The sequence below is a fragment of the Deinococcus aerolatus genome (assembly GCF_014647055.1).
GTDB classification, from domain to species: Bacteria; Deinococcota; Deinococci; order Deinococcales; family Deinococcaceae; genus Deinococcus; species Deinococcus aerolatus.
In genome coordinates, this window is the sequence record NZ_BMOL01000002.1 from 187,863 (window position 1) to 209,733 (window position 21,871).

The 21,871-nt window shown below is 67.2% G+C and carries 22 protein-coding genes; 12 read left to right on the forward strand and 10 right to left on the reverse strand.

Annotated features, from left to right (window positions below; all coding sequences use genetic code 11):
- The first annotated feature begins 165 nt into the window (after positions 1-165).
- The gene (locus IEY31_RS03780) at positions 166-1,443 is read left to right on the forward strand and encodes a thiolase family protein (protein ID WP_188969175.1); all 1,278 of its coding nucleotides are present in this window, start codon (positions 166-168) and stop codon (positions 1,441-1,443) included.
- Complete coding sequence (locus IEY31_RS03785; RefSeq protein WP_188969177.1) at positions 1,440-2,837, forward strand: 3-oxoacid CoA-transferase; 1,398 nt, start codon at positions 1,440-1,442, stop codon at positions 2,835-2,837. Before IEY31_RS03780 ends, IEY31_RS03785 begins: the two co-directional genes overlap by 4 nt.
- Before the next feature lie 66 nt (positions 2,838-2,903).
- On the opposite strand, the gene IEY31_RS03790 is transcribed toward IEY31_RS03785, so the two are convergent.
- From IEY31_RS03790 to IEY31_RS03800, 3 genes are all read right to left on the reverse strand, one after another.
- Complete coding sequence (locus tag IEY31_RS03790) at positions 2,904-3,365, reverse strand: YbjN domain-containing protein (RefSeq protein WP_039683722.1); 462 nt, start codon at positions 3,363-3,365, stop codon at positions 2,904-2,906.
- Between the two features lie 131 nt (positions 3,366-3,496).
- Positions 3,497-3,850 (reverse strand): septal ring lytic transglycosylase RlpA family protein, encoded by a 354-nt coding sequence (locus tag IEY31_RS18895; protein ID WP_188969179.1) that lies wholly within the window; start codon positions 3,848-3,850, stop codon positions 3,497-3,499.
- Positions 3,847-4,896, reverse strand: coding sequence for a M24 family metallopeptidase (locus IEY31_RS03800; protein WP_188969181.1), 1,050 nt, complete (start codon positions 4,894-4,896; stop codon positions 3,847-3,849). Before IEY31_RS03800 ends, IEY31_RS18895 begins: the two co-directional genes overlap by 4 nt.
- Positions 4,897-5,096: 200 nt before the next feature.
- Between IEY31_RS03800 and sucC the strand changes: the two genes are divergently transcribed.
- From sucC to IEY31_RS03825, 5 genes are all read left to right on the forward strand, one after another.
- Positions 5,097-6,245, forward strand: coding sequence for an ADP-forming succinate--CoA ligase subunit beta (gene sucC, locus IEY31_RS03805; RefSeq protein ID WP_188969183.1), 1,149 nt, complete (start codon positions 5,097-5,099; stop codon positions 6,243-6,245).
- Positions 6,246-7,151, forward strand: a complete 906-nt coding sequence (gene sucD / locus IEY31_RS03810; RefSeq protein WP_188969185.1) for a succinate--CoA ligase subunit alpha — start codon at positions 6,246-6,248, stop codon at positions 7,149-7,151.
- A gap of 145 nt (positions 7,152-7,296) precedes the next feature.
- A complete protein-coding gene (locus IEY31_RS03815) occupies positions 7,297-7,866 on the forward strand; it encodes a hypothetical protein (protein WP_188969187.1) in 570 nt (189 codons plus the stop codon).
- Positions 7,867-8,013: 147 nt separating this feature from the next.
- Positions 8,014-8,715, forward strand: coding sequence for an alpha/beta fold hydrolase (locus IEY31_RS03820; protein ID WP_229723296.1), 702 nt, complete (start codon positions 8,014-8,016; stop codon positions 8,713-8,715).
- On the forward strand, positions 8,712-9,461 hold the full coding sequence (locus tag IEY31_RS03825) for an alpha/beta fold hydrolase (protein ID WP_188969191.1): 750 nt from the start codon (positions 8,712-8,714) through the stop codon (positions 9,459-9,461). The genes IEY31_RS03820 and IEY31_RS03825 overlap by 4 nt, the downstream gene beginning before the upstream one ends.
- Before the next feature lie 90 nt (positions 9,462-9,551).
- On the opposite strand, the gene IEY31_RS03830 is transcribed toward IEY31_RS03825, so the two are convergent.
- Genes IEY31_RS03830 through IEY31_RS03850 form a run of 5 tightly spaced genes read right to left on the reverse strand, consistent with a single transcriptional unit; the run spans position 9,552 to position 14,376 of the window.
- Entirely contained in the window at positions 9,552-10,757 is a 1,206-nt protein-coding gene (locus IEY31_RS03830; protein WP_229723297.1) for a Gfo/Idh/MocA family protein, read from the reverse strand.
- A complete protein-coding gene (locus tag IEY31_RS03835) occupies positions 10,754-11,782 on the reverse strand; it encodes a dipeptide epimerase (protein WP_373289110.1) in 1,029 nt (342 codons plus the stop codon). The genes IEY31_RS03830 and IEY31_RS03835 overlap by 4 nt, the downstream gene beginning before the upstream one ends.
- Before the next feature lie 2 nt (positions 11,783-11,784).
- On the reverse strand, positions 11,785-12,657 hold the full coding sequence (locus IEY31_RS03840; protein WP_188969194.1) for a C40 family peptidase: 873 nt from the start codon (positions 12,655-12,657) through the stop codon (positions 11,785-11,787).
- 43 nt (positions 12,658-12,700) lie between these two features.
- Positions 12,701-13,675: a dipeptidase gene (locus IEY31_RS03845; RefSeq protein ID WP_188969196.1), complete on the reverse strand. Its 975-nt coding sequence runs from the start codon at positions 13,673-13,675 to the stop codon at positions 12,701-12,703.
- Positions 13,669-14,376, reverse strand: coding sequence for an HAD family hydrolase (locus tag IEY31_RS03850; protein ID WP_188969198.1), 708 nt, complete (start codon positions 14,374-14,376; stop codon positions 13,669-13,671). The genes IEY31_RS03845 and IEY31_RS03850 overlap by 7 nt, the downstream gene beginning before the upstream one ends.
- Before the next feature lie 189 nt (positions 14,377-14,565).
- Here IEY31_RS03850 and IEY31_RS03855 point away from each other — a divergent pair, with 189 nt between their 5' ends.
- Entirely contained in the window at positions 14,566-15,723 is a 1,158-nt protein-coding gene (locus IEY31_RS03855; protein WP_188969200.1) for an alanine--glyoxylate aminotransferase family protein, read from the forward strand.
- Positions 15,724-15,757: 34 nt separating this feature from the next.
- On the opposite strand, the gene IEY31_RS03860 is transcribed toward IEY31_RS03855, so the two are convergent.
- The gene (locus IEY31_RS03860; protein ID WP_188969202.1) at positions 15,758-16,462 is read right to left on the reverse strand and encodes a metallophosphoesterase family protein; all 705 of its coding nucleotides are present in this window, start codon (positions 16,460-16,462) and stop codon (positions 15,758-15,760) included.
- Between the two features lie 87 nt (positions 16,463-16,549).
- On the opposite strand from IEY31_RS03860, the gene lnt reads away from it, so the two are divergent.
- On the forward strand, positions 16,550-18,019 hold the full coding sequence (lnt, locus tag IEY31_RS03865) for an apolipoprotein N-acyltransferase (RefSeq protein WP_229723298.1): 1,470 nt from the start codon (positions 16,550-16,552) through the stop codon (positions 18,017-18,019).
- Positions 18,020-18,089: 70 nt separating this feature from the next.
- A complete protein-coding gene (locus tag IEY31_RS03870; RefSeq protein ID WP_188969204.1) occupies positions 18,090-19,055 on the forward strand; it encodes a tyrosine-type recombinase/integrase in 966 nt (321 codons plus the stop codon).
- 18 nt (positions 19,056-19,073) lie between these two features.
- Here the strand turns inward: IEY31_RS03870 and IEY31_RS03875 are convergent, their stop codons facing one another.
- The gene (locus IEY31_RS03875) at positions 19,074-20,030 is read right to left on the reverse strand and encodes a diacylglycerol/lipid kinase family protein (protein WP_188969206.1); all 957 of its coding nucleotides are present in this window, start codon (positions 20,028-20,030) and stop codon (positions 19,074-19,076) included.
- 39 nt (positions 20,031-20,069) lie between these two features.
- On the opposite strand from IEY31_RS03875, the gene IEY31_RS03880 reads away from it, so the two are divergent.
- A complete protein-coding gene (locus IEY31_RS03880; protein WP_188969208.1) occupies positions 20,070-20,438 on the forward strand; it encodes an IPT/TIG domain-containing protein in 369 nt (122 codons plus the stop codon).
- A gap of 110 nt (positions 20,439-20,548) precedes the next feature.
- Positions 20,549-21,841 carry a histidine--tRNA ligase gene (gene hisS, locus IEY31_RS03885; protein ID WP_188969210.1) on the forward strand — a complete coding sequence of 431 codons (1,293 nt, stop codon included), beginning with the start codon at positions 20,549-20,551 and terminating at the stop codon, positions 21,839-21,841.
- The last annotated feature ends 30 nt before the right edge of the window (positions 21,842-21,871 follow it).

Genomic DNA, 21,871 nt, shown 5'->3' on the forward strand with positions numbered 1-21,871 from the left:
GACGTGAAATTCAGCCTTCGGCAGACCGGCGCAGCCGGGGCAGGTGCGGGCCGCAGAGCATCCACCAGCCCCCGCCGTCTATCCTGTCCTCGGCCCGGAGACGGATGCCCGCGCGCCGGGTGCCGTGAAACATACCTTCCCGACAGTCCCGACAAGGAGAACCCTATGACCCATGCCACCCCATCCCACGACCGCGACGTGGTGATCGTCAGCGCCGTCCGCACCCCTATCGGAGCCATTCGCGGCGCGTTGTCCACCGTCCGGCCCGATGATCTGGCCGCCCACATCATCAAGGCGGCCGTCGCACGCAGCGGCGTGAACCCCGAACTGATTGAGGAAGTGATACTCGGTTGCGCGAACCAGGCCGGCGAGGACAACCGCAACGTGGCGCGCATGGCCGCGCTGCTGGCCGGACTGCCCGACACGGTGGCGGGCCTGACGGTCAACCGCCTGTGCGCCTCGGGCCTCTCGGCCATCAACACGGCGGCCCGCGCCATCCGCAACGGGGACGGCGACGTGTACGTGGCCGGCGGCGTGGAGAGCATGACCCGCGCCCCGCTGGTGATGCCCAAGGGGGCCGGGGCGTTCCAGAACGGCAACGTCACGGCCTACGACACCACGCTGGGCTGGCGCTTCCCCAATCCCGCGATGGCCGAACTGTTCCCCTTGGAGGCGATGGGCGAGACCGCCGAAAATATCGTGGACCGCAGCCGCGACGGTGCCTACGCGGGCGGCGAGATCACCCGAGCCGATCAGGACGCCTTCGCGCTGGAGTCGCAGCGCCGGGCAGTGGCCGCGCTGAATGCTGGACGCTTTAAAGACGAGATTGTGCCTGTCGAGGTCAAGGGCCGTAAGGGCGTTACCGTCTTCGACACCGATGAGCACCCGCGCTACACGCGCGACGGGGAGACCTTCACGCTGGATACCTCTGCGGAGAAACTCGCGGGCCTCAAACCCGCCTTCCGCAAGGGCGGCAGCGTCACGGCAGGCAACGCCTCGGGCCTCAACGACGGCGCGGCGGCGCTGGTGCTGATGAGTGCGGGCAAGGCGCGGGAACTGGGCATCACACCGCTGGCCCGCTGGGTGGGCGGCGCGGCGGCGGGCGTGGAACCGCGCATGATGGGCCTGGGACCAATCCCAGCCACGCGTAAGCTGCTGGAGCGGACCGGTCTGAACACCAGTGACCTCGACCGGATCGAGCTGAATGAGGCGTTTGCCGCCCAGGGCCTCGCCGTGATCCGCGAACTGGGCCTGGACCTGGAAAAGGTCAACGTCAACGGCGGCGCAATTGCGCTGGGCCACCCACTGGGCATGTCGGGCGCGCGGCTGATCGTGGCGCTGACCCACGAGTTGCGCCGCAGCGGCGGGCGCTACGGGCTGGCCACCCTGTGCGTGGGCGTGGGGCAGGGCGAGGCGGCGATCATTGAACGGGCGGAGGGGTGAAGACTGTTCCGGTCATCTCTGCCGACGAGGCCGCCGCGCTGGTCAAGTCCGGTGACATGCTGCTGGTGGGCGGCTTCGGGATGACCGGCAACCCGGTGCATCTCGTTCACGCCCTGGCCGAGACGGACACCCGTGACCTGACCTTCGTGGCCAACAACGTCGGCGAGGCGGGCCTGAGCGGGGGCCGCCTGCTGCGAAACGGGCAACTGAAAAAGGCCATCGGCTCGTTCTTCACCTCCAACCGCGAGGCGGTGGCGGCGGCCCAGGACGGCTCGCTGGAGGTGCACCTGATCCCGCAGGGCACGCTGGCGGAAGCGCTGCGGGCCGGGGGTGCGGGCATCGGCGGCTTTTACACGCCCACGGCTGCCGGAACGGTGATTGCCGGGGACGCGGATGTCCGGGTGCTGAACGGCAAGGAGATGGTCTTTGTTCCTGCCCTGCGCGGCGACGTGGCCCTGATCCGCGCGTGGCGGGCCGACACGGCGGGCAATCTGCAGTACCGGCTGACCGAGCAGAATTTCAACCCGGCGATGGCCACAGCGGCGGACCTGGTGATCGTGGAGGCTGAGGAAATCGTGGCGGTGGGTGAGATCGCCCCCGAACATGTCCACACCCCCGGCTTGTACGTGGACTATCTGGTGCAGGCCACCCTGACCCTGGCGGACCTGGGCAGCAGCGCGGACGTAAAGGGCGGCGCAAAGCGGGTGGATGAGGTCAGAATGCATATGGCCCGCCGCGCGCTTCAGGAGCTGAGGCCCGGCGACGTGGTGAACCTGGGCATCGGCATTCCTACCTTGGTGGCGGACCTGATCACGCCGGAGATGAACGTCAACCTGCACACCGAGAACGGCATGCTGGGCGTCGGCCCCGCGCCGGAGGGCGGCGGCGCGATGAGCTACCCGGTGAATGCCGGCAAGATTCCAGTCACGGCCCTGCCGGGCGCGAGTTACTTCGACAGCGCCCACAGCTTCGGCATGATCCGGGGCGGGCATGTGGACGTGGCGGTCATGGGCGGGTTGCAGGTGGATGCGGCGGGCAATCTGGCGAACTGGGCGGTGCCGGGCAAGCCGCTGCTGGGCGTGGGCGGCGCGATGGACCTGGCCAGCGGAGCCCGGCGGCTGATCGTGACCATGACCCATACGGACCCGGACGGCACGCCCAAGATCGTCGAGAACTGCACGTTGCCGCTGACCTCACGGGGGGCGGTGGACATGATCATCACCGACAAGGCCGTTTTCGAGTTTGTGGACGGGGAACTGAGCCTGACCGAGCTGATGCCCGGCGCCACCCTGGATGAGGTGCGGGCCGGAACCGGCGCAAACTTCAGGGAGCGGATAGGCAGCCGAAAAGAAATAGCTTGCGAACAAAAAATTCACGATCTGGACTTGTTGTGAACACTTTCACTAGGCAACACTGAAGAGAGGCGGGTCCAGGCCCGCCTGCTCATCAAGCTCGGAAGCTCAGGCCTGGGGCTGCTGCAACTGGGGACCGGGCACAAAGCCTTCCAGCGTGGCGTAGTCGTCTTGGAAGTGCATCAGCACGCCGCCAAACAGGGTGTCAAAGGTTTCCTGGGGCATCTCGGCCAGGGTGGGGTAGAAGCCCACGTACTCCAGCCAGACGTTGCCGTCGGCGTCAATGCTGCGGGCAAAGGCGCGCTCGCGGTTGCGGTCGTTGAGCATATTGACCACCTCGTCGCGGCGGTCGGTGTAGGTCTTCTGGGTCACGCAGGTGACTTCCAGGCGCGAGGTGTTGTTGGGGCCGTCGTTGACGCTTACCAGCACGGCGGCGTCGCCCATCTCGAAACGCCAGCCCATGCGAATAAAGCGCTGGCCGTTGTTCTCTTCCATGTCCAGCTGGACTTCCTTTTCCTTCAGGTACTTCGCCAGCGTGTCCAGGGTCAGCAGTGCCGTTTCCATCGTCATTAAAACCATCCTCCTCAGGGGGTAAAGCTCAACTCTACTCAAATCATGGCGTGGTTGAAACCCGAACGATTCTAACACCTGCCGCCTGTGGAAAACCTTGAACCTGGGTGCAAGACGCGGGGGGTGTGCCGTCAGGGTCTGGACAGGACGCTCAGGGTGACCGGCGCCACGCCCTGGCCCAGGATGCCCAGCGAGGCGGCGGCGGCGCGGGACAGGTCGATTACCCGCCGCGAGTTCCCGAACGGCCCCCGGTCGTTGACCATCACGTCGACGCTGCGGCCCGTGCCGCTGTGCGTGACGCGGACCCAGGTGCCGAAGGGCAGGCTGCGGTGCGCGGCGGTCATGACCGTCTGACGCGCGGCACGGCCCCCGTAGTACACCGCCGAGCCGCTCTGAAACACCTGGCCAGCGGCGTGGGCCGTGCCCTGTCCCGCCAAGCCGAGAGGGGAGAGCAGCAGGGCCAGCGCCAGGGCGGGGCGTTTCAAACCGGCTCCTTCGGGGCGTGGCTCAGCACCTCGTACCCGTCCTCGGTAACCAAGAGCAGGTCCTCAATACGCACGCCGCCCACATCCGGCAGGTACGCGCCTGGTTCGATGGTGATGACCATGCCCGCCGCCAGCACATCCTCGCTGGTTCCGCGCAGCCCCGGCCCCTCGTGGACCTCCAGCCCGACGCCATGGCCCAGCGAGTGCGCAAAGGCCTCGCCCAGGCCGTGCCCGGTCAGGATGTCGCGCGCCACCTTGTCCAGGTCCGCCGCCCGCACCCCTGGCTTCACGGCCCGGACAGCGGCCTCCTCGGCCTCCAGCACGGCGTTGTATACGCGCCGCATCTCGTCAGAGGGCTGCCCCACCGCCACCGTGCGGGTCATGTCGCTGTTGTAGCCGTTCAGGCGGGCGCCCATGTCCACGGTCACCAGCTCGCCGTCCTCGATCACCCGCGCCGAGGCGTGGCCGTGCGGCATGGCGCCGCGCGGCCCGCTGGCCACGATCACGCCGAAAGCACTTTCCGCTCCCGCCTTCCGCAGCCGCGTCTCGATCTCCAGCGCAATGTCCAGTTCGCGCGCCCCGGCAACGATCATGGGGCGCACCTCGTTGAACACCTGATCTGCCAGAGCCTGGGCTGCCCGGATGGCCCTGATTTCCTCGGGCATCTTGAGCTGCCGCAGCCCCTGGATCATGCCGCGCAGCGGCACCAGTTCCGCTTCCGGCCAGTGCTGTTTCAGGTCGTCCAGGCCCGCCACCGTCAGGTGCTCGGCCTCGAAGCCCACGCGCTGGCCCTTCAGGGCGTCCGCCGCGTGCTGAAACGTTTCCGGGGGCCGGGCGATGAACTGCGGCACCCTCGATTCCTCACGCGCCTGCACGGTATAGCGCGCGTCGGTATACAGCGTGGCGGCGTCCGGTGTGACCAGCACCCGGCCGTCCTCCGGGGAGGAGAATCCGGTCAGCGCGCGCACGTTGGCCGGTCCGCTGACCCACAGGGCGTGCACGCCCGCGTCATTCATCGCGTCTCTCAACTGTTGCAGTTGGCTCATAAAGCAAGACGCTAACACCTTGCGGGCCGGCTGTCGGTGCCGCCGCTCCCACCCTGTCCCCGTTCAGGAGACAACCTGCCGTTAAGATTTTGCCCGCGCGTCGCCTTTCAATCGGACGGGACGCTTATACTCCTCTATCGGGACAACACGAGATTCGCAACAGCGGGCCACCCCAGGCCCCATCCCCAAGGAGGGACACCGTGAAGCTTCACGAATATCAGGGCAAGGAAATTCTGCGCCAGTTCGGCGTCAACGTGCAAGAAGGCCGGGTCGCCACGACCCCCGACGAGGTGCGTCAGATCGCGCGCGATTACGGCGACGCCGTGGTGGTCAAGGCGCAGGTGCATGTCGGCGGACGTGGCAAGGCCGGCGGCGTGAAATTCAGCCCCACCCCTGACAAGGCCTTCGAGAACGGCGAGAAGATCCTGGGCATGGACATCAAGGGCCTGACCGTCAACAAGGTCCTCGTGACCAAAGCCGTGGACATTGACGCGGGCGTCGAGTACTACATCGGCATGATCGTGGACCGCAATGTCCAGAGCTTTACCCTGATGGCCTCGGCCGAGGGCGGCGTGGACATCGAGGAAGTTGCGGCCGAAACCCCCGAGAAGATCGTGCACTACCGTGTCGATCCGGTGACCGGTCTGCGTCCCTACGAGGCGCGTGCCGTCGCCATCCAGGCCGGCTTCAAGGGCAACCTGAACAAGATTGCCGACATGATGGTCAAGCTCAGCCAGGCCGCGCTGGAGCGTGACGCCGTGCTGGTCGAGATCAACCCGCTGTTCGTCGACGCCAGTGGCACGCCCCTGGCCCTGGACACCAAGTTCGAGATCGACGACAACGCCATGTACCGCCACAAGGACCTGGCCGACTGGCGCGAGCTGGAAGCCGAGCACCCTCTGGAGATTGAGGCCAGCAAGTACGGCTTCGCCTACGTCAAGCTTGACGACGGCAACGTGGGCGTGCTGGGCAACGGCGCGGGCATTGTGATGACCTCGCTGGACGTGGTCAACCGCGCCGGGGCCAAACCCGCCAACTTCCTGGACATCGGCGGCGGCGCCAAGGCCGAGATCGTGTACAACGCGGTCAAGCTGGTCAGCAAGGACACCGACGTCAAGGCGATCTTCATCAACATCTTCGGCGGCATCACCCGCGCCGATGAAGTGGCCAAGGGCGTGATTCAGGCGCTCAAGGACGGCATTCTGACCAAGCCGGTGCGCATGCGCATTGCCGGCACCGCCGAGGAGGAAGCCAAGGCGCTGCTGGCCGAGGTCAACAGCCCCCTGATCCAGATGTTCCCCAACATGTTCGACGCCGCCGCCGAGGCCGCCAAGGAGGCGAATAAGTAAATGGGCATTCTCGTCAACAAAGACAGCAAGGTCATCGTTCAGGGCATGACCGGACGCGAGGGCGCGAGCCACAGCCGCGCCATGAAGGAATTCGGCACCCAGGTCGTCGCGGGCGTGACCCCCGGCAAGGGCGGCATGGATTTCGAGGGCTGGCCGATCTACAACTCGGTGGCCGAGGCCAAAAAGGCGACCGGCGCGAACGTGTCGATCATCTTCGTGCCGCCCGCCGGGGCTGCCGACGCCGTCCTGGAAGCCGCGCACGCGGGCATCCCGCTGGTCATCCTGATCACCGAGGGCGTGCCCACGGTCGATATGATGAAGGCCGTACAGGAAGTCAAGCTGCTCGACGCCCAGAGCCGCGAGGCCGGCGGCGAGGGCGTGCGCCTGATCGGCGGCAACTGCCCCGGTCTGGTCACCAACGGGGAAGCCAAGGTGGGCATCATGCCCAACAAGATCTACACCAAGCCCGGCCGCATCGGCCTGATCAGCCGCAGCGGCACCCTGACCTACGAGGCCGCCAAGCTGTTGAACGACGCCGGTATGGGCACTTCTACCACCGTGGGCATCGGCGGTGACCCGGTGATCGGCACCACCTTTGCGGACGTGCTGCCCATGTTCGAGGCCGACGACGGCACCGACGCCATCGTGGTTATCGGTGAAATCGGCGGTGCGGACGAGGAAGCGGCCGCCGAGTACATCAAGAACAACATGAAAAAGCCCGTCGTGGCCTTTATCAGCGGACGCAGCGCCCCGGCTGGCAAGCGCATGGGCCACGCCGGAGCCATCATCATGGGCAACGTCGGCACCCCCGAGAGCAAGCTGGCGGCCTTCAAGGACGCGAATGTGCCGGTGGCCGACACCATGCCCGAGATCATCGATCTGGTGAAGGCGGCGCTGAACAAATAACCCCAGACCAAGACTCCAGCCCCACCCCTTAAGAAGAGACTGCCTGTTGATCGGCAGTCTCTTTTCTTTGTGTGTTTTGCGAGGGGCTTGTCGGTGCGTGATCGGGCGTCACGTCCGGGTCAGCCTCCGGGCATACACTGCAGGCATGAAACGCCGTTTCCTGCTTCCCCTGGCGCTGGGCCTGTCCGTGGCCACGGCCTCGGCCCTGACCGTCACGGGCGTGGTGCAGGGCAACGTCGCGCCGGAAACCCGTATCGCTGGGTTTGCCGTCACGCCGTTTGGCCAACCGGTGCAGGAACTGGTCAGCACCGCCATTGACGGCGGCAGGTTCCGGCTGGACCTTCCCACAGCCGTGCCGCCTGCCCGCGCCCAGGCCGTGCTGACCCCGCAAAACGTGTCCTGGCCGGGTGTGATCGATCCGGTGCAGGTCAGTGCGGCCGTGCAGGCGGGCGAATTGAAGTTTTTCGTGTACCGCGATCACAATGGCAATGCCCGCCGCGACGAGAATGAGGCCCTGCGCGAGGTGATGCCGATGGTCGGGAAGGCGAGTCTGTTTCTTCCCTGGGTCGGCGCGGACGTGACGGTGACGGCCAACAAGGGCTACCAGGCTGCACTTCAGAAGGGCTGGAACGTCTTTCTGGTGGATGTGGGCCGGGTGGTGAACGTCCATCCTTTTGATGGTGGAACTGTCGTTAACGTGTCTCTCCAACGGTAAGTAAAGAGGACACAAAATTCACGAACAAGTTTATCGTGAATACTTTCACATAGCTTCGCCTAATCCTTAGCTCGGAGGGTGTAAGGAGACCGACGCGCTATGCTGCGCGCTGTGTCCAGCGGTGTCTACGAGCGGTCAGGAGTCAGAATGCACTACCGCGTTTCGGGAGAGGGGTCGCCGGTGGTGCTGGTCCACGGCCTGAGCGGGTCCTCGCGTTGGTGGCGCAGGAACCTGGACGCTCTCACGCGTCATCACCGGGTGTACTCGCTGGATCTCTCGGGGTACGGTTCTTCTCGCCGTCAGCGCGCCCTGACCGTGCGTGACAGCGCCGCCCTGATCGGGAACTGGCTGGAAGCAGAGCAGTTGAGCGACGTGACCCTGGTCGGTCACTCAATGGGCGGCCACATCTGCATCCGGGTCGCGGCGGGCCACCCTCAGCGCATTGAAAATCTGATACTGGTCGCCGCCAGCGGGCTGCTCAAGGCCAGTGCCTACCGCACCGCGCTGAATCTGCCGCGTGCCCTGGTCACCGGACGCAAACGCTTTGTGCCGCGCATCCTGACCGACGCGCTGCTGGCCGGCCCGCTGAACCTGTGGCGCAATGCCAGAGATCTGCTCAAGGACAGCGTGCAGGATTGTCTGCCCCTGATCACCTCCAGAACGCTGGTGGTGTGGGGAGAGCGCGACGCGCTGGTGCCGCTTCCTCTGGGCCAGCTGCTGGCCAGCTCCATCGCCGGTGCCCGGCTGGAAACCATCTCCCACGCCGGACACGTGGTGATGGTGGACGCGCCCGATGAATTTAACGCCGCCGTGCTGCGCTTCGTCGATGGCCCCAGGGCCAGCGGATGAGCCGGGGCCGGGCGCTGTACCTGCAGGTGAATGGGCTCAGCACGCATGCCTGGGTCAGGGGCAGCGGCCCGCCGCTGGTGGTGCTGCCGGGGCTGGGCTGCGCCTCCTGGATGTACGTGCGGGTGTCGCGCGAACTGGCGCGCAGCCGAACGGTCTATGTGTACGATCCGCCGGGTCATGGCCACAGTGAGGGCATGCGCCAGTTGCCGGTATGCATCGAGCAGCTGACAGATCATCTGGCCGCGTGGTTGGACGCGGCTGGCCTGCGCGGCGTGCCCATCTTCGGCCACTCGCTGGGAGGAGAGGTGGCCTTCGATCTGGCGGCGCGGTACCCGCAGCATGCGGGGGCCCTGATTGCCTGCGCGCCGACAGGCGTCCCCGAGAACCCCAGCGTGCTGGCCCAGATGGCCAGGCTGATGGCAGATCTCCCGCGTGAGCGGCCCCAGCTGGCCCTGCCTGGCATGCGCGCCTATCTGCGCTGCGGCCCACGCCGCATGCTCCGGCTGGCTCAGGACCAGAAAGACCACTTCACCGGTCCCTTGTTGCCGCGAATCAAGGTGCCCACCCTGCTGGTCGATGGAACCTCAGACCCGGTGATCCGGCAGTGGACCCTCGATGCCATTCGCAATGCCATTCCAGACGCTTTCGTTTGTGAAATCAGGGGCGGAACCCACGCCCTGACCGATACCTTCCCCAAGACTGTTGCCCGGTACACGCTTGATTTTCTACACACAGTTATGAGATAGTTCATAAAAATTTCACAATATGGATTTATCGTGAATGATTTCACTTACTTCGATCCGATTGAGATAGTTTGCACCGGCAGAAGTCATAAATCAGCCCAGACGGGAGCGCTCGGCGGCAAATGCCATGCGGTGTGAATCAATCGACTCCGACAGGGGAGTGGGGCGGGCAGCCTGTCCCCGCAGATGGTCCAGCCAAGCGGCCACCAAGCCACTGTCGCCGCCGCCGTGGTTGCCAGTGGCCTCCACTGTCCACGTCTCAACACGGCCACTCCGGAAATCGTGCACTTCCAGCTGACCAAGTTCCATCTGGCCGCGCAGTTCGCCGTGCGTGCCCAGCAACTTGAGGGTCCGCGTGTTGTTGTGGGTAAAGGCACTGACGCTCAGGCTGGCCGTCACACCGTTCTCGAAGGTCACGCCCACAGTCTGGTGGTCGGCGACATTGTTCTTCCCCAGATACACGCAGTCACCGTACGGCCCGGTGTCCAGCGCCTCAGACAGCGACTGGCCCCCGGCGGTGAGGACCGTGTTGGGCCACGCGTCGGGCGGGCGGGAGCCGTAGATCCGGCGGGCATCGTAAGGGCAGTCCTGCACCCGGCAGGTCACGCAGCGGTCCGACGCTTCAGGCGGCGCGTGTTCCGGGCGAAAGTGGTGCAGTCCGCCCTGACTGTCCACCCGCGACGGCGGCGCCCCCGCGAACCAGCGCAGCAGATCCAGATCATGGCAACTCTTGGCCAGAACAAAGGGCGCGGCTGGGGGCGAGGCCCGCCAGTTGCCCCGGACGAACGAGTGCGCGTAGTGCCAGTACGCCACATTCTCCGCGTGCTGGATGCCCACCAGCTGTCCCAGCCGTCCGGAGTCCAGCACCGCCCGGACTTCCCTGAAGAACGGGGTGGTCCTCAGGACGTGGCAGACGGTGACGCCCCCGGCAGAGCGTGCCTCAGCCTGAAGCAGCGCGTCCAGCTCAGCCTCGGCCAGACAGATCGGCTTTTCCAGCAGCACGTCGTAGTCCAGCGCCAGCGCCCGCAGGCACGGCTGAACGTGCGCGTCGTCGGGGGTGGCGATCACCACAGCGTCGGCCACCCGCCCCAGCGCGAAAAAAGCGTCCCAGTCTGGAAAGCAGGCCTCCGGCGCCAGCCCATGCCGGGCGGCCACCTCGGCGAGCCGGACAGGGCGGGGGTCCACCAGATGCGTAACGCGTGCTCCCTGGTCCGCCAGATGCCGGGCGTACACGTCGCCGCCCCGGTTGCCGCAGCCCAGAATGGCAACGGTTACCTCCGGCAGCGCCGCGTTCGTCACCGGCGCGACACGCCCCAGCCCACACCGACGGGCCGGGCCAGATCGCCGGCCGTCCACTCCAGGCCCATGTACGGATCGTCAGCCAGCAGCAGCGCCCCATCCAGATCGGCCCAGTCGCACAGGCCGGCCAGATGCGCGGCAGCGGCGATGCCCAGACTGCTCTCGATCATGCAGCCGATCATGACGCCCATGCCGTGGGCGCGGGCCAGCCGCAGGGCCGCAAGCGCCCGGAGCGGCCCGCCCAGTTTGGCCAGCTTGAGGTTCACGCCGTCGAAGGCGTCAGCCAGGGCGATCACGTCGCGGACATGGTGCAGGCTCTCGTCGGCCACGATGGGCACGCGGGACACGCGGCGCAGCTCGGCGTGCCCCTCCAGATCGTCCGCCGCCAGGGGTTGCTCCACCAGTTCCACGCGGGCGGCGTCCAGCACGCCCAGCATACGTTTGGCCTGCGGGCGGGTCCAGGCAGCGTTGGCATCCACACGCAGGGTCACGTCCGGCACCTCCTCGCGCAGCGCTTCCAGAATGGCCGTGTCGCGCCCGGTGCCCAGCTTGACCTTGAGGACGGTGTGCCCGGCCTCCACCGCCTCGCGGGCCTGCCGCCGCATGTCGGGCAATTCGCCCAGACTGACCGTGAAGCTGCTGCGCGGCAGCGGAGCGGGGGAGAGGCCCAGTAGCCGCCACACCGGCTGGCCTGCTGAGGCCGCACACCATTCCAGCGCCGCCATCTCCAGCGCACATTTGACCGAGGGGTGATCGTGCGGCATCCGTGCCGAGAGACCCGCCTGCAGGCCGTCCCAGTCCCAGGGATCGGTCAACGCCTCCGCGAGCAGGGGCAGCACCGCCTCCACCGTGCCGCGCGTTTCGCCGTAGAACGCATTGGGGGCGGCCTCACCACGTCCCGAGACGCCACCTTGCGTGAAGGTCACGATGGTCCGCGGGTAGACACTGTGCGTCCAGCGCGCGATGCCGAAGGGCTGGGCGGTGTGCAGTTCCAGGGTTTCCCAGGTCACGTGCGTGGGGGCCACGCTCACGGGGTCCACCGCCCGAAGCCAGTGCAGCCCGCCTGCAAACGCTGCCCGTACTCGCCCTCGCCCAGGGTTTCCACCGTGACGCGCATGTGGGTGGCGTTGGCGTGGACCATGCGCCGGTCATCCAGCATGACCCCAACGTGACCGGGGAAGAAGGCCAGATCATTGCGCTGAGGAGCGGTGACGGCCGCCAGTGCCGCCTGCTGCTGGTCCGCGTCGCGGGGAAGCGGCCGACCGAAGGCCGCGAAGGCCAGCTGGCTCAGGCCCGAGCAGTCCAGTCCCCAGGCACTGCGCCCACCCCAGACGTACGGCGTGTCCAGAAATCGCAGCGCCAGCGCCGCCGGGTCCGCGCCCGGCAGGGGCAAGAGGATGGTCTCGCCCACCCAGGCGTCCGTGCCATCCGGCAGCACCACAGGCACCCAGCGCCGCCCGCCTTCCTCGACCACCTCACCCGGCGCACGGGTGACCCTGGCCCCCAGGCACAGCTCGCCAGTAATCGGCTGGCTGACCTTCGGCCCGGCGAAGGCGTGGGCGCGCAGGGCAGTGACGGTCAGGGTCTCGCCGCCCTGCGGCGCGGTCAGGCCGTCCAGCCGCGTCCAGCCCAGGTAGCCGTCCTGCACCGTCCGGACGTAGACCCAGCCGTGCCCGTCGTCCCACAGGCGCTCCAGCGCCTCGCCGGGCAACGCTTCGGTGACCTGGGCCGCGTCCGCGCGGGGCGCGGCGCGCAGGCCCAGGCGGGCGGCAGCCGACACGGGGCGGGGTATAACAAACGTCCAGCCGCTGCCCTCCAGCTGACCGCGCAGGCTTTCCTCAGCCTGCTGGGTGTCGTGGTGGTGGGCGTGGGTCCGGGGATCGGGCGGGATGGGCACCATGCCCGACAGGGTAGCGGGAATTCCAGGCCAGGGCGCGGCGGCGTTACAGGTACGCGGTCAGCCAGCGTTGCCAGTTGGCACCTGCAACGCCGGCCCGCTGTTCGGCGGGCAGTTCATTTAAAAAGCGCGGGAGGTCGCGGTAGCGTTCAATCCCCACAGGCGTCTTCTCGGCCCCGAATCCGCCGTCCATGTCGCTGCCTAGTCCCACCCGCTCCCAGCCGACCAGCCCGGCGTAATGCCGTGCGTGCGCAGCCAGATCGTTCTGCGTCGCGCCGCGCTCGGCCCCTTCCCGGATGAACGAGCTCAGGAACACCAGTCCGATCACGCCGTCCTGGGCGGCGATGGCCCGGGCCATATCGTCGCTCAGGTGGCGGTTGCCAGGAACCAGCGCTCGGGCGTTGGAATGCGAGGCAAGCATTCTCGGCCCGATCTCGGCGGCGTCCCAGAACGCAGCGTCATCCAGATGGGAAGCGTCCAGAGCGATGCCCAGGTCCCGCATGGCCGTGACCAGCGCCCGGCCCGCGTCGGTGAGTGGCCCCGGCGCTCCGGTGCCGCCCGCGTAGCGCGTCGCGCCCCACGCCGGACCAATCAGCCGCACCCCAGCGTCGATCCAGAACGGCAGGTCGTCGGCGTTGCGGACCGGATCGGCCCCTTCCATCAGCAGCACCACGCCGGGTGGGGCATGGGGATCGGCCAGATGCGCCGTGACCCCAGCCCCCGAGCGCAGCAGGGTGATGAAGCCGCCGTCCTCCCAGCGGCGGTACATATCCAGCTGGGCCAGCGCCTGCGCCCGCGCCCCGGCGTGGTCGGTATAGCCGCGCGGGGAGTCCGCCGAGAGCGGCAGCGCGAACAGTGTGCCGAAACATACCCGCGCCCCCGCCAGTCGCAGTTCGGGAAAGGTGGTGGTCGCGGTCTGTCCTTCTACCGGATCGCTCGCACGCAGGGCGTCGAGGTCCAGCGTCAGATCGCGGCCGTTCAGCGCGTTGTAGGCCAGGTCCAGGTGCCCATCGATCAGCACGGGCTGCCCACCCGGTCCTCCACCAGAGGCAGCACGCCGCGCAGGTCGTGGATGGCCTCCGGGTTCTGGGCATGCAGGTCGATCACGGTCGCCTGCATGCCCAGGGCGCGGGCAGCCTGCACATTCTCAGGCTTGTCGTCCACGAACAGGATCTCGTCCGGGCGCAGGTCCAGAGCCTCGGCAGCGTGCAGGAACGCTCCCGCGTCGGGCTTGTGAACGCCCACCGTACAGGTGGCCACCGCCACGTCCACCAGATCGGCCAGTCCCACTGCTTCCAGGGTACGGCCGATGCTGGGCAGCGTGTTGCTCAGCACCCCCACCTTCAGACCACGGGCCCGCAGTTCACCCAGCACCGCACGGGCGTGCGGGACGGGCTTCATGAACCGCTCGTAGGGGTATTCGGCCATGAACGCGGCGGCGTCACCCGCACGCAGGCCCACCCGGTCCACCAGTTCCAGACCGTAGCCCTCCCAGAAGGCCGTCTCGTCGGCCTCGGTACGCAGGGTCCACCACGTCTTTGCCCGTTCCTCCCACTGTCCCAGCATCGCCGCGCCCACCTCGCGGGCATCCAGTCCGTAGGTCCGGGCGGCCCAGCGCGCGGCCTCGGCGTAGATCTCGTGGTCCGTGAAGACGAGGGTGTCGTCCCGGTCGAACAGCACAGCCCGGAGCAGGGTGGAGGGGGCAAAACGCGGCGACGTCATTGCCCCATCCTAGAGACGTTGCCGCCCCATGGGGTGACGGCAGGCTGAATCCATCCTGAACCTGGCGGCAGACAGCGCAATTCAAACGTATGAATCTTTTTATAGCAACTTTATTGTCTGAATAAGGCAATATAGACTGACTTACGCAACAGGATTGCCTGATGCATCCGAAGGCACTATGCTTCGCCCATGTCCCTCGACGCCTACCCCGAGCACATCCTGCTGACCCCCGGTCCCACCCCGATTCACCCGCGCGCCCTGCACGCCCTGACCCGGCCGATGCTGGGCCACATGGACCCGGAGGTGTTCGCCCTGAACCGCGAGATTCAGGCGGACCTGCGCGTGATGTACGGCGCGGCCCCCGAGGGCTTCACGGCGCTGCTGGCCGGCACCGGGAGCCTGGGCATGGAGGCGGGCTTCGCCAATCTGGTGGAGGAGGGCGACGAGGTGCTGGTCTGTGCCAACGGCAGCTTCGGGCGGCGCATGGCCGAGATGGCGGCCCGCTACGGCGCGCGTGTGCGGCTGGTCACGGCCCCGCTGGGCGAGGCGATCCGCCCGGAGGACGTGGCTGCCCAATTGGCCCATGGCGGCGACATCCGTATGGTGGCCGTCGTGCACGGCGAGACCAGCACCGGCGTGCTGAATCCGGTGCCCGAGATTGCCCGGCTGGTGCGCGACACAGGTGCGCTGCTTGCGGTGGACGCCGTGACCACCGCCGGAATGGAGCCGTTCCACATGGCGGAGTGGGGTGTGGACTACGCCTATACGGGTGCCCAGAAGTGCCTGAGCGCCCCGCCCGGCGTGGCTCCGGTGGCGATCAGCGAGCGGGCGCTGTCGCGGTACGCGGCCCGGCGCACGCCCACCCCGCTGTGGTACTGCGACTTCGAGGGCCTGCGCGACTACTGGACCCGCCACACCTACCACCACACGGTGCCGGTCAACCTGCATTTTGCGTTTCACGCCGCGCTGCGAGCTGCGCTGGAGGAAGGCATGGAGGCCCGCCAGCGCCGCGTGCAGGTGGTGGGGGAGGCACTGGTCCAGGCGCTGGCCCCGCTGGGCTTCTCGCCCTACGTGCGCCGCCCGCAGGACCGCCTGCCCACCGTGCTGGCCCTGCGCCTGCCGGGGGGCTTCGACGACGCAGGCGTGCGTCAGGCGTTGCGGGCGCGGGAGATCAGCGTGACCGGCGGCCTTGGCCCCACGGCGGGCGTGATCTGGCGACTGGGGCTGATGGGCGAGGCGGCCCGCCCCGGCCCCTACCGCGCCCTGATGGTGGCGCTCGAAGACCTGCTGGGGGAGCGCGGTCTGGCGGACCGCTTCGACGATGCCGTGCAGGGGGTTCCGGCCTGACGCGCTGGGAGAGGACCAACCCTGATGTGCTGGCCTAGCCCATGCGCCCGGTCTTGATCACGTCGGCGATCACCGGGGGCAGGCTCCAGGCCATGATGTCAAAGGCGCTCGACGCATAGTCGTAGGCTACCTTGTGCAGCGAGACCTTCGGCTTGCGCCCGATAAAGTCCACGATCACCACGTCCGCTCCCGGCTCGTGGTTGAGGCTCAGGCCCACGCTGCCCGGATCGACGAAGGTGGACTCGCCAATGGCCCGCGTAAAGGGCACGTGAGAGCCGCCCACCACGATCACCCGCGCGCCCAGCGTGTCAGCGAGGTCCTGAAGTTCGCGCTCGCTGGCCATCAGATCCAGCCGCTGTTCGGGGTCGTGTGGGCTGCCGTGGAAGTAGCGCACCCGGCCCTGCGGGGTCATGATGCGCCCGCCAGGCGGCAGGCGGCGCAGAAATTCGGTCTGCTCGGGGGTCAGTACCTTCTTGGTCCAGGTCAGCACCTGATCGGCCACGCCGCGTCGTCCCTCGCGGTCTCCGAGGTCAATGGCGACGCGCATGTCGCTGGACCCCAGGCCGGTGGCCCAGCCTTCACGCTTGACGAAGTCGATCACCGGGCCTGGGCTGGCCCCGTAGCCCACGAGGTCGCCCACCACGATCACCTGATTGACAATGTTCTCGGCGAGGAACCGTTTGACTGCCGTCAGGGCATGGATATTTCCGTGAATGTCGCTGATGAAGGCCAGTCGCAAGGTGCCTTCATCCTAACCCACCGTACGGCGGGAGGTCATGGCATGTCCGGCATGCTGCCGGGGGACGCTGGCCCTATCATGGCGCGCGTGACTGCTGCTGTTCCCCCCCCGGTCCTGGCCCTGCTGCTGGGCGCACTGCTGGGCCTGTGCGGCCTGCCGCTGCCCTGGAGTGTCCTGAGCGTGTTTCCCCTGGCTGGACTGCTGGCCCACGCGGCTTCGGCCCGTAGCCGGGAAGGCGTGGCGGGCCGACTATTCTGGGCCGGGGCCGGATACTTCGCGGTACACCTGTGGTGGCTGACCGATTTCCTGGGCAAGATCTTTCAGTTTCCGCCGGCGGGCGTGCTGGCCTTCGCGCTGTTTGCGCTGGAGGGGCTGTTTCTGCTGGCGATGGCCTACCCGCTGACCCGGCTGGTCCGCTCGCCCCAGGCGCGGGTCTGGGCACTGGCCGGCGGCTGGGTGGTGCTGGAATGGACGCGCTTCCTGGGACCGCTGGCCTTTCCCTGGCCGACGCTGGGCTACAGCCTGCTGCCCACGCCCGCCATTCAGATCGCGGACCTGGGAGGTGTGCTGCTGGGCAGTGTGCTGGTGGCCCTCTCGGCAGCAGCGCTGGCGGGTCTGGTGCTGGGCGGCCGGGGGAGAGGGCGTCCCCTGATCGTGGCCGCCCTGTGCTGGGCGGCCGCACTGGCCTACGGCCTGACCCGCACCGCAGGCGAGGGGCCAGTTCAGCCGGTGCGGGTGCTGCGGACCAGTTTCGATTCGTTTGGGCGCGCGGTGGGCAGCCTGTCGCCTGGGGAACAGTTACAGGCCCAGTTGGAAGCCTCGGCGGGCAGGCAGCCCGACGAGATCCTGGTCTGGAGCGAGACGGCGTTGACGGCCCCAATGACGGACCGGGTTCTGGCTCAGTTTCCGGGACCGGGGATCAGCGGGCTGGGCACGCCCTTCGGGGCCAGGCCCCAGCGCAACAGCGTGGTCAGCCTGGATGCGGCTGGGCGAATCATCTCGCGGCAGGAAAAGGGCAAGCTGGTGCCGTTCGGGGAATACTTCATCTTCTACAACGGTCCGCTGCGCCCGGTCTACGCGGTGATTGAAAACGCGCTGAACTTCACCCTGCCCAGCTTTGTGCCTGCCAGCAGTGTTCAGCCGCTGAGGCTGAATGGCGTGCAGTATGGCGCGTACATCTGCTACGACAGCGTGTTTCCGTGGGTGGCCCGCAGCCTGACCCGGCAGGGCGCGCGGCTGCTGGTCAATCCCAGCAACGATGGCTGGTACAGCGGCTGGGGCGTGCAGCAGCACTTCATGATGGGCCGGGTCCGCGCCATCGAGAACCGCCGCTGGCTGGTCCGCAGCGTGAACCGGGGTGTGGCCGGAGCAGTCAACGATCTGGGCCAGCCGGTCAGCGTGGTCTCCAGCGGCGAGACCACACAGGCGCTGAGCGTGCGTCCGAAACTGCTGACGGGCCGCACGCTGTTCAACCGGGTGGGCGACTGGCCCGCGCTGCTGCTGTCAATTCTGATGATCGGATACGGGGTGCGGGTGGACCGGCGGGAGCGTAGCTAGCCAGTCTCGCCAAGGCATGGGGGTGAGGCAAAACGTGCGACGTTGATAATGAATGTTATCATCGGCGCACATGTCCGAATCAATGGAACGCTACACGGGTGATCGTTTAACTCAGGCCCGCGCACTGGCCGGGCTTAGTGATGACAGCCTGCGTGTTAAAGCGGTGACGGCGGCACGCGACAAGGATGCGGCGCTGCTGTGGGACCTGACGCTGGCCTGCCTCAGCAGCGAGACCAGCGCAGGCGTACGCCTCAGCCCCCACACGCTGCGTGCGTACAAAAAAGGTGTCGAGGTGCTGATCGATCACGCCATGAGCAATGCCTGGAACTTGCTGCATCCCGGACGGCGTCAACCAGGGTTGTACGTGGGGTCCCTGATGGCGTTGGGGCTCAAGCCGGCCACCGTGCAGGCCCGAATTGCGGCGGCCAGTGCCCTGTACCGCGCCTTGCGCTGGGCAGGCGCAACGGATTCGGACCCGTTTGCGGATGTCAAGCGTCCCAGAGACGCCACACGCGGGGTGGTCAAGAACCCGCCGTACCGGGCCGATTTTGTACAGGCGATGTTGGCCGAGGCCGACGTTCAGGAGCAGGTGCTGCTGCTGCTGCTCACGCACGCAGGGCTGCGAATTGCCGAAGCATTGGCGGTGGAATGGTCCCATGTTGACCTGACCAGAAAGAGGCTGCTGGTGGCCCACGGCAAGGGTGACAAGGCCCGAGTGGTGCCGCTCAGCGCCCGTCTGCGTGAAGCCTTGGCTGCGCTGCGCGCCGAAACTGCGGGCACCGGGCGGCTGTTCTCGATCAAGGCGTATTCAAGTGCCTACGAGCGCTTGCAACGTCTGGCCCTGAAATGCGGGCGGGAGCATGAATTCAGGGGCTTTCACGCAGGGCGCAAATATGCCGGAACACAGCTCTACGCGGCGGTCAAGGACTTCACCCGCGTTGCCAGCTTTCTGGGCCACGAGCAGGTAGACACCACCCGCCGCTATGTTGAGCTGCCTGAGGATGACCTGGAAGCCGTGGTGGAAGCTTTCCAGTAGTCCTTTGTCTCTCCGTCTTCAGGTCTCTACATCTTCCTCGGTGGCCGCCGTGATGAAGCGCACCGCCCTGGGCAGGATGCGCGCTGTGAACGGGGTGGTTTCCACCATCAACTCGCCGTCGTACTGCAGGGGAAAGGCGTCGGCCGCATCCACCGTGATCTCGCGGGCATGTACTGTTTCCAGGTTGTCGCTGAACAGCGGATCGCCCAGATGCAGCTTGGCCCGCACCGAGTCGATCAGGTTGGGAATCAGCCGCAGCAGGTTGCCCGCCTTGAGCAGCACCACCGTGAACTGGCCGTCGGCAGGATCGATGTCGGTGGTGATGGGCATGCGGTAGTTCGCCATCCCAAAGTTGGCCACCATCACGCCGATGCCCACGAACTCGCGTTTCTCTCCGTCCAGGGTCAGGGTGAAGGTGGTCTTCTTGGGATTGAGCTGCTTCATGGCACTCAGGACGTAGGCCATCACGCCGAACTGATCCTTGAGATCCTCGCTGCCCTTGATCATGGCGGCGTCGGCACCCGCGCCGGCCAGCATGGCAAACCCGCTCTTCTCGCCGCGCACCTCGATCTCGCCGAGGTCAACGGTGATGCTGTGCCCGGCCTGGAACAGGGTGGCCAGTTCCTCCGCCGTGGTGGGCAGGTCCAGGTTCTGCGCGATCAGGTTGGCGGTGCCGGCAGGAAAGGCCAGCAGCGGCACGCCGGAGTCGCGGGTGGCGTAGGCCAGGCTGCTGACCGTGCCGTCGCCCCCCGCCGCCACCAGGGCATCAAAGTCCGCGAGGTCACGGACCTGCTCGGTCAGCGGGGTGTCGCGGTTCAGCTCACGCTCCTCCACCTCGGCGCCGCTCTCGCGCAGCAGGCGCACGAATTCCGGCAGGTCGCTGTCGCCCTTGCCGCTCTTGGGGTTGAAGACCACCAGCACGCGCTGGAAGGTGGGCTGTTCGGGGGGGACGGGGGGGGAGGTTTGACCTGTCATCTGACCTTTCATTAGACTGCGAATTCGGAGGCTGTTGCTATGCTGCGTTACTTGGTTGCTTCTTTACTCATGGTGGGGACCCTGGCGTCCTGTGCGCCCTCTCAATCTGCTGACCGCTTCGTGACCGTGACCCCGGTTCTGATCAAGGTCTCCGAGGCGGCCCCCCGCGGCGGCTCACTCACCATCCAGGGACGTTACCTGGGCGGACCAACCAACGGACGAGTGCGTCTGGGCGCCGACGAGTCCGGCAAGGGCGGCTACCTCTTCCCGGCCACCGCCGTTCAATCCTGGACCGACAGCGAGATCGTCCTGACCCTGCCTGCCGACGCGCCCATCGGCGGCAGCTGGCTGTTCGTGGAAGTGGCGGGCAAGCAGTCCACCGGCCTGCCCTACAGCGTCCGGCAGTAAACCCTCTTGCCGTGAGGCCGCCTCCCCCACTGCGGGCGGGCGGCCTCTTTCCTGTTCTCCTGATGCCGTCTTTGACCGCTGGACCCCCGGACCCGTAGACTCCACAGGTTATGGCGATTACCCGCCCCAAGGGGACCAATGATCTGCTGCCACCCGGCAGTCCCAAACTCTCACCCGTGACCAGCGCCGCCGCGCACACCTGGCTGACCGGGACGGCGCGGCGCGTGCTGGAGCGGGCCGGAGCGCAGCGCATCGAGACGCCCGTCTTCGAGGAAGCCGATCTGGTCAAACGTGGCGTGGGCGACAGCACCGACATCGTCCGCAAGGAGATGTTTACAGTCCACTACTTCGGGGACCACGGCGGATTCATCCTGCGGCCGGAGGGCACAGCCGGCATCGTGCGCGCCTACCTGCAAAACGGGCTCAAGCAGCTGCCCACGCCGCTCAAGCTCTGGACCTCGGGGCCGAACTTCCGTGCCGAGAACGTGCAGAAGGGCCGGTACCGCCAGTTTCATCAGGTGGATTACGAGGCGCTGGGCAGCGCCGATCCCCTCGTGGATGCCGAGGCCATTGCTCTGATGGTGGACGTGGTGCGTGAACTGGGCCTGCGCGACGTGCGCGTCAAGCTGGGCAGCATCGGCGATCCCGAGGACAGAGAGGCGTACAACTCCTACCTTCGCGAGCTGTTTACAGCTCACGTTGAGCGTCTGTCCGACGACTCCAAAGACCGCCTGACCCGCAACCCGATGCGGATTCTGGACAGCAAGAGCGAGGGTGATCAGACTTTGATTGCCGAGTTGAGCGTCAAACCCATGCTCGATTTCCTGGGCGACGACGCGCGGGCGCACTTCGGGGCCGTTCAGGGCCACCTGCAGGACTGGGGCGTGCCGTACACCCTGGACCCCAGCATTGTGCGCGGGCTGGACTACTACCGACGCACCGCCTGGGAACTGCATCATGAGGGCGTGGGCGCAAAGTCGGCGCTGGGCGGCGGCGGGCGCTACGACGGGCTGGCGGAGGTTCTGGGCGGCGCGCACACACCGGGCATCGGCTGGGCCTTCGGCGTCGAGCGGCTGCTGCTGGCGCTGGAAGCCGAGGGCGTGGACCTTCCTGCAACCGGGGGGCCGCTCCTCTATATCGTCGCGCTGGACGAGGCGAACGTGCCGCACGCGGCAAAACTGGCGCTGGAAGCCCGCGCCGTGGCCCGCACCGAGTTCGCCTACCGTGCCATGAAGCCCGGGAATGCCTTCAAGGACGCCGAGCGCCGGGGCGCACGCTGGATTGCCCTGCTGGGCTCGCAGGAAGTCGGGAACGGCACCCTGAGCCTCAAGAACCTGAGCAGCGGTGAGCAGCGCGTGGTCCATGTCTCGGAGCTGTCGGCGTTCCTCGAGGCCGCGAACTGATGCCTCACCTATTCCCTCTTCCCCCCATGC

What these genes read in the sequence shown, in the direction of transcription:
- hisS (WP_188969210.1), top strand. Translation starts at nt 20,549, where the DNA reads ATGGCGATTACCCGCCCCAAGGGGACCAATGATCTGCTGCCACCCGGC.
- IEY31_RS03825 (WP_188969191.1), top strand. Translation starts at nt 8,712, where the DNA reads ATGAGCCGGGGCCGGGCGCTGTACCTGCAGGTGAATGGGCTCAGCACG.
- IEY31_RS03850 (WP_188969198.1), bottom strand. Translation starts at nt 14,376, where the DNA reads ATGACGTCGCCGCGTTTTGCCCCCTCCACCCTGCTCCGGGCTGTGCTG.
- IEY31_RS03780 (WP_188969175.1), top strand. Translation starts at nt 166, where the DNA reads ATGACCCATGCCACCCCATCCCACGACCGCGACGTGGTGATCGTCAGC.
- IEY31_RS03880 (WP_188969208.1), top strand. Translation starts at nt 20,070, where the DNA reads ATGCTGCGTTACTTGGTTGCTTCTTTACTCATGGTGGGGACCCTGGCG.
- IEY31_RS03800 (WP_188969181.1), bottom strand. Translation starts at nt 4,896, where the DNA reads ATGAGCCAACTGCAACAGTTGAGAGACGCGATGAATGACGCGGGCGTG.
- IEY31_RS03790 (WP_039683722.1), bottom strand. Translation starts at nt 3,365, where the DNA reads ATGACGATGGAAACGGCACTGCTGACCCTGGACACGCTGGCGAAGTAC.
- IEY31_RS03815 (WP_188969187.1), top strand. Translation starts at nt 7,297, where the DNA reads ATGAAACGCCGTTTCCTGCTTCCCCTGGCGCTGGGCCTGTCCGTGGCC.
- IEY31_RS03820 (WP_229723296.1), top strand. Translation starts at nt 8,014, where the DNA reads ATGCACTACCGCGTTTCGGGAGAGGGGTCGCCGGTGGTGCTGGTCCAC.
- IEY31_RS03870 (WP_188969204.1), top strand. Translation starts at nt 18,090, where the DNA reads ATGTCCGAATCAATGGAACGCTACACGGGTGATCGTTTAACTCAGGCC.
- IEY31_RS03875 (WP_188969206.1), bottom strand. Translation starts at nt 20,030, where the DNA reads ATGACAGGTCAAACCTCCCCCCCCGTCCCCCCCGAACAGCCCACCTTC.
- IEY31_RS03855 (WP_188969200.1), top strand. Translation starts at nt 14,566, where the DNA reads ATGTCCCTCGACGCCTACCCCGAGCACATCCTGCTGACCCCCGGTCCC.
- sucD (WP_188969185.1), top strand. Translation starts at nt 6,246, where the DNA reads ATGGGCATTCTCGTCAACAAAGACAGCAAGGTCATCGTTCAGGGCATG.
- IEY31_RS03840 (WP_188969194.1), bottom strand. Translation starts at nt 12,657, where the DNA reads ATGGTGCCCATCCCGCCCGATCCCCGGACCCACGCCCACCACCACGAC.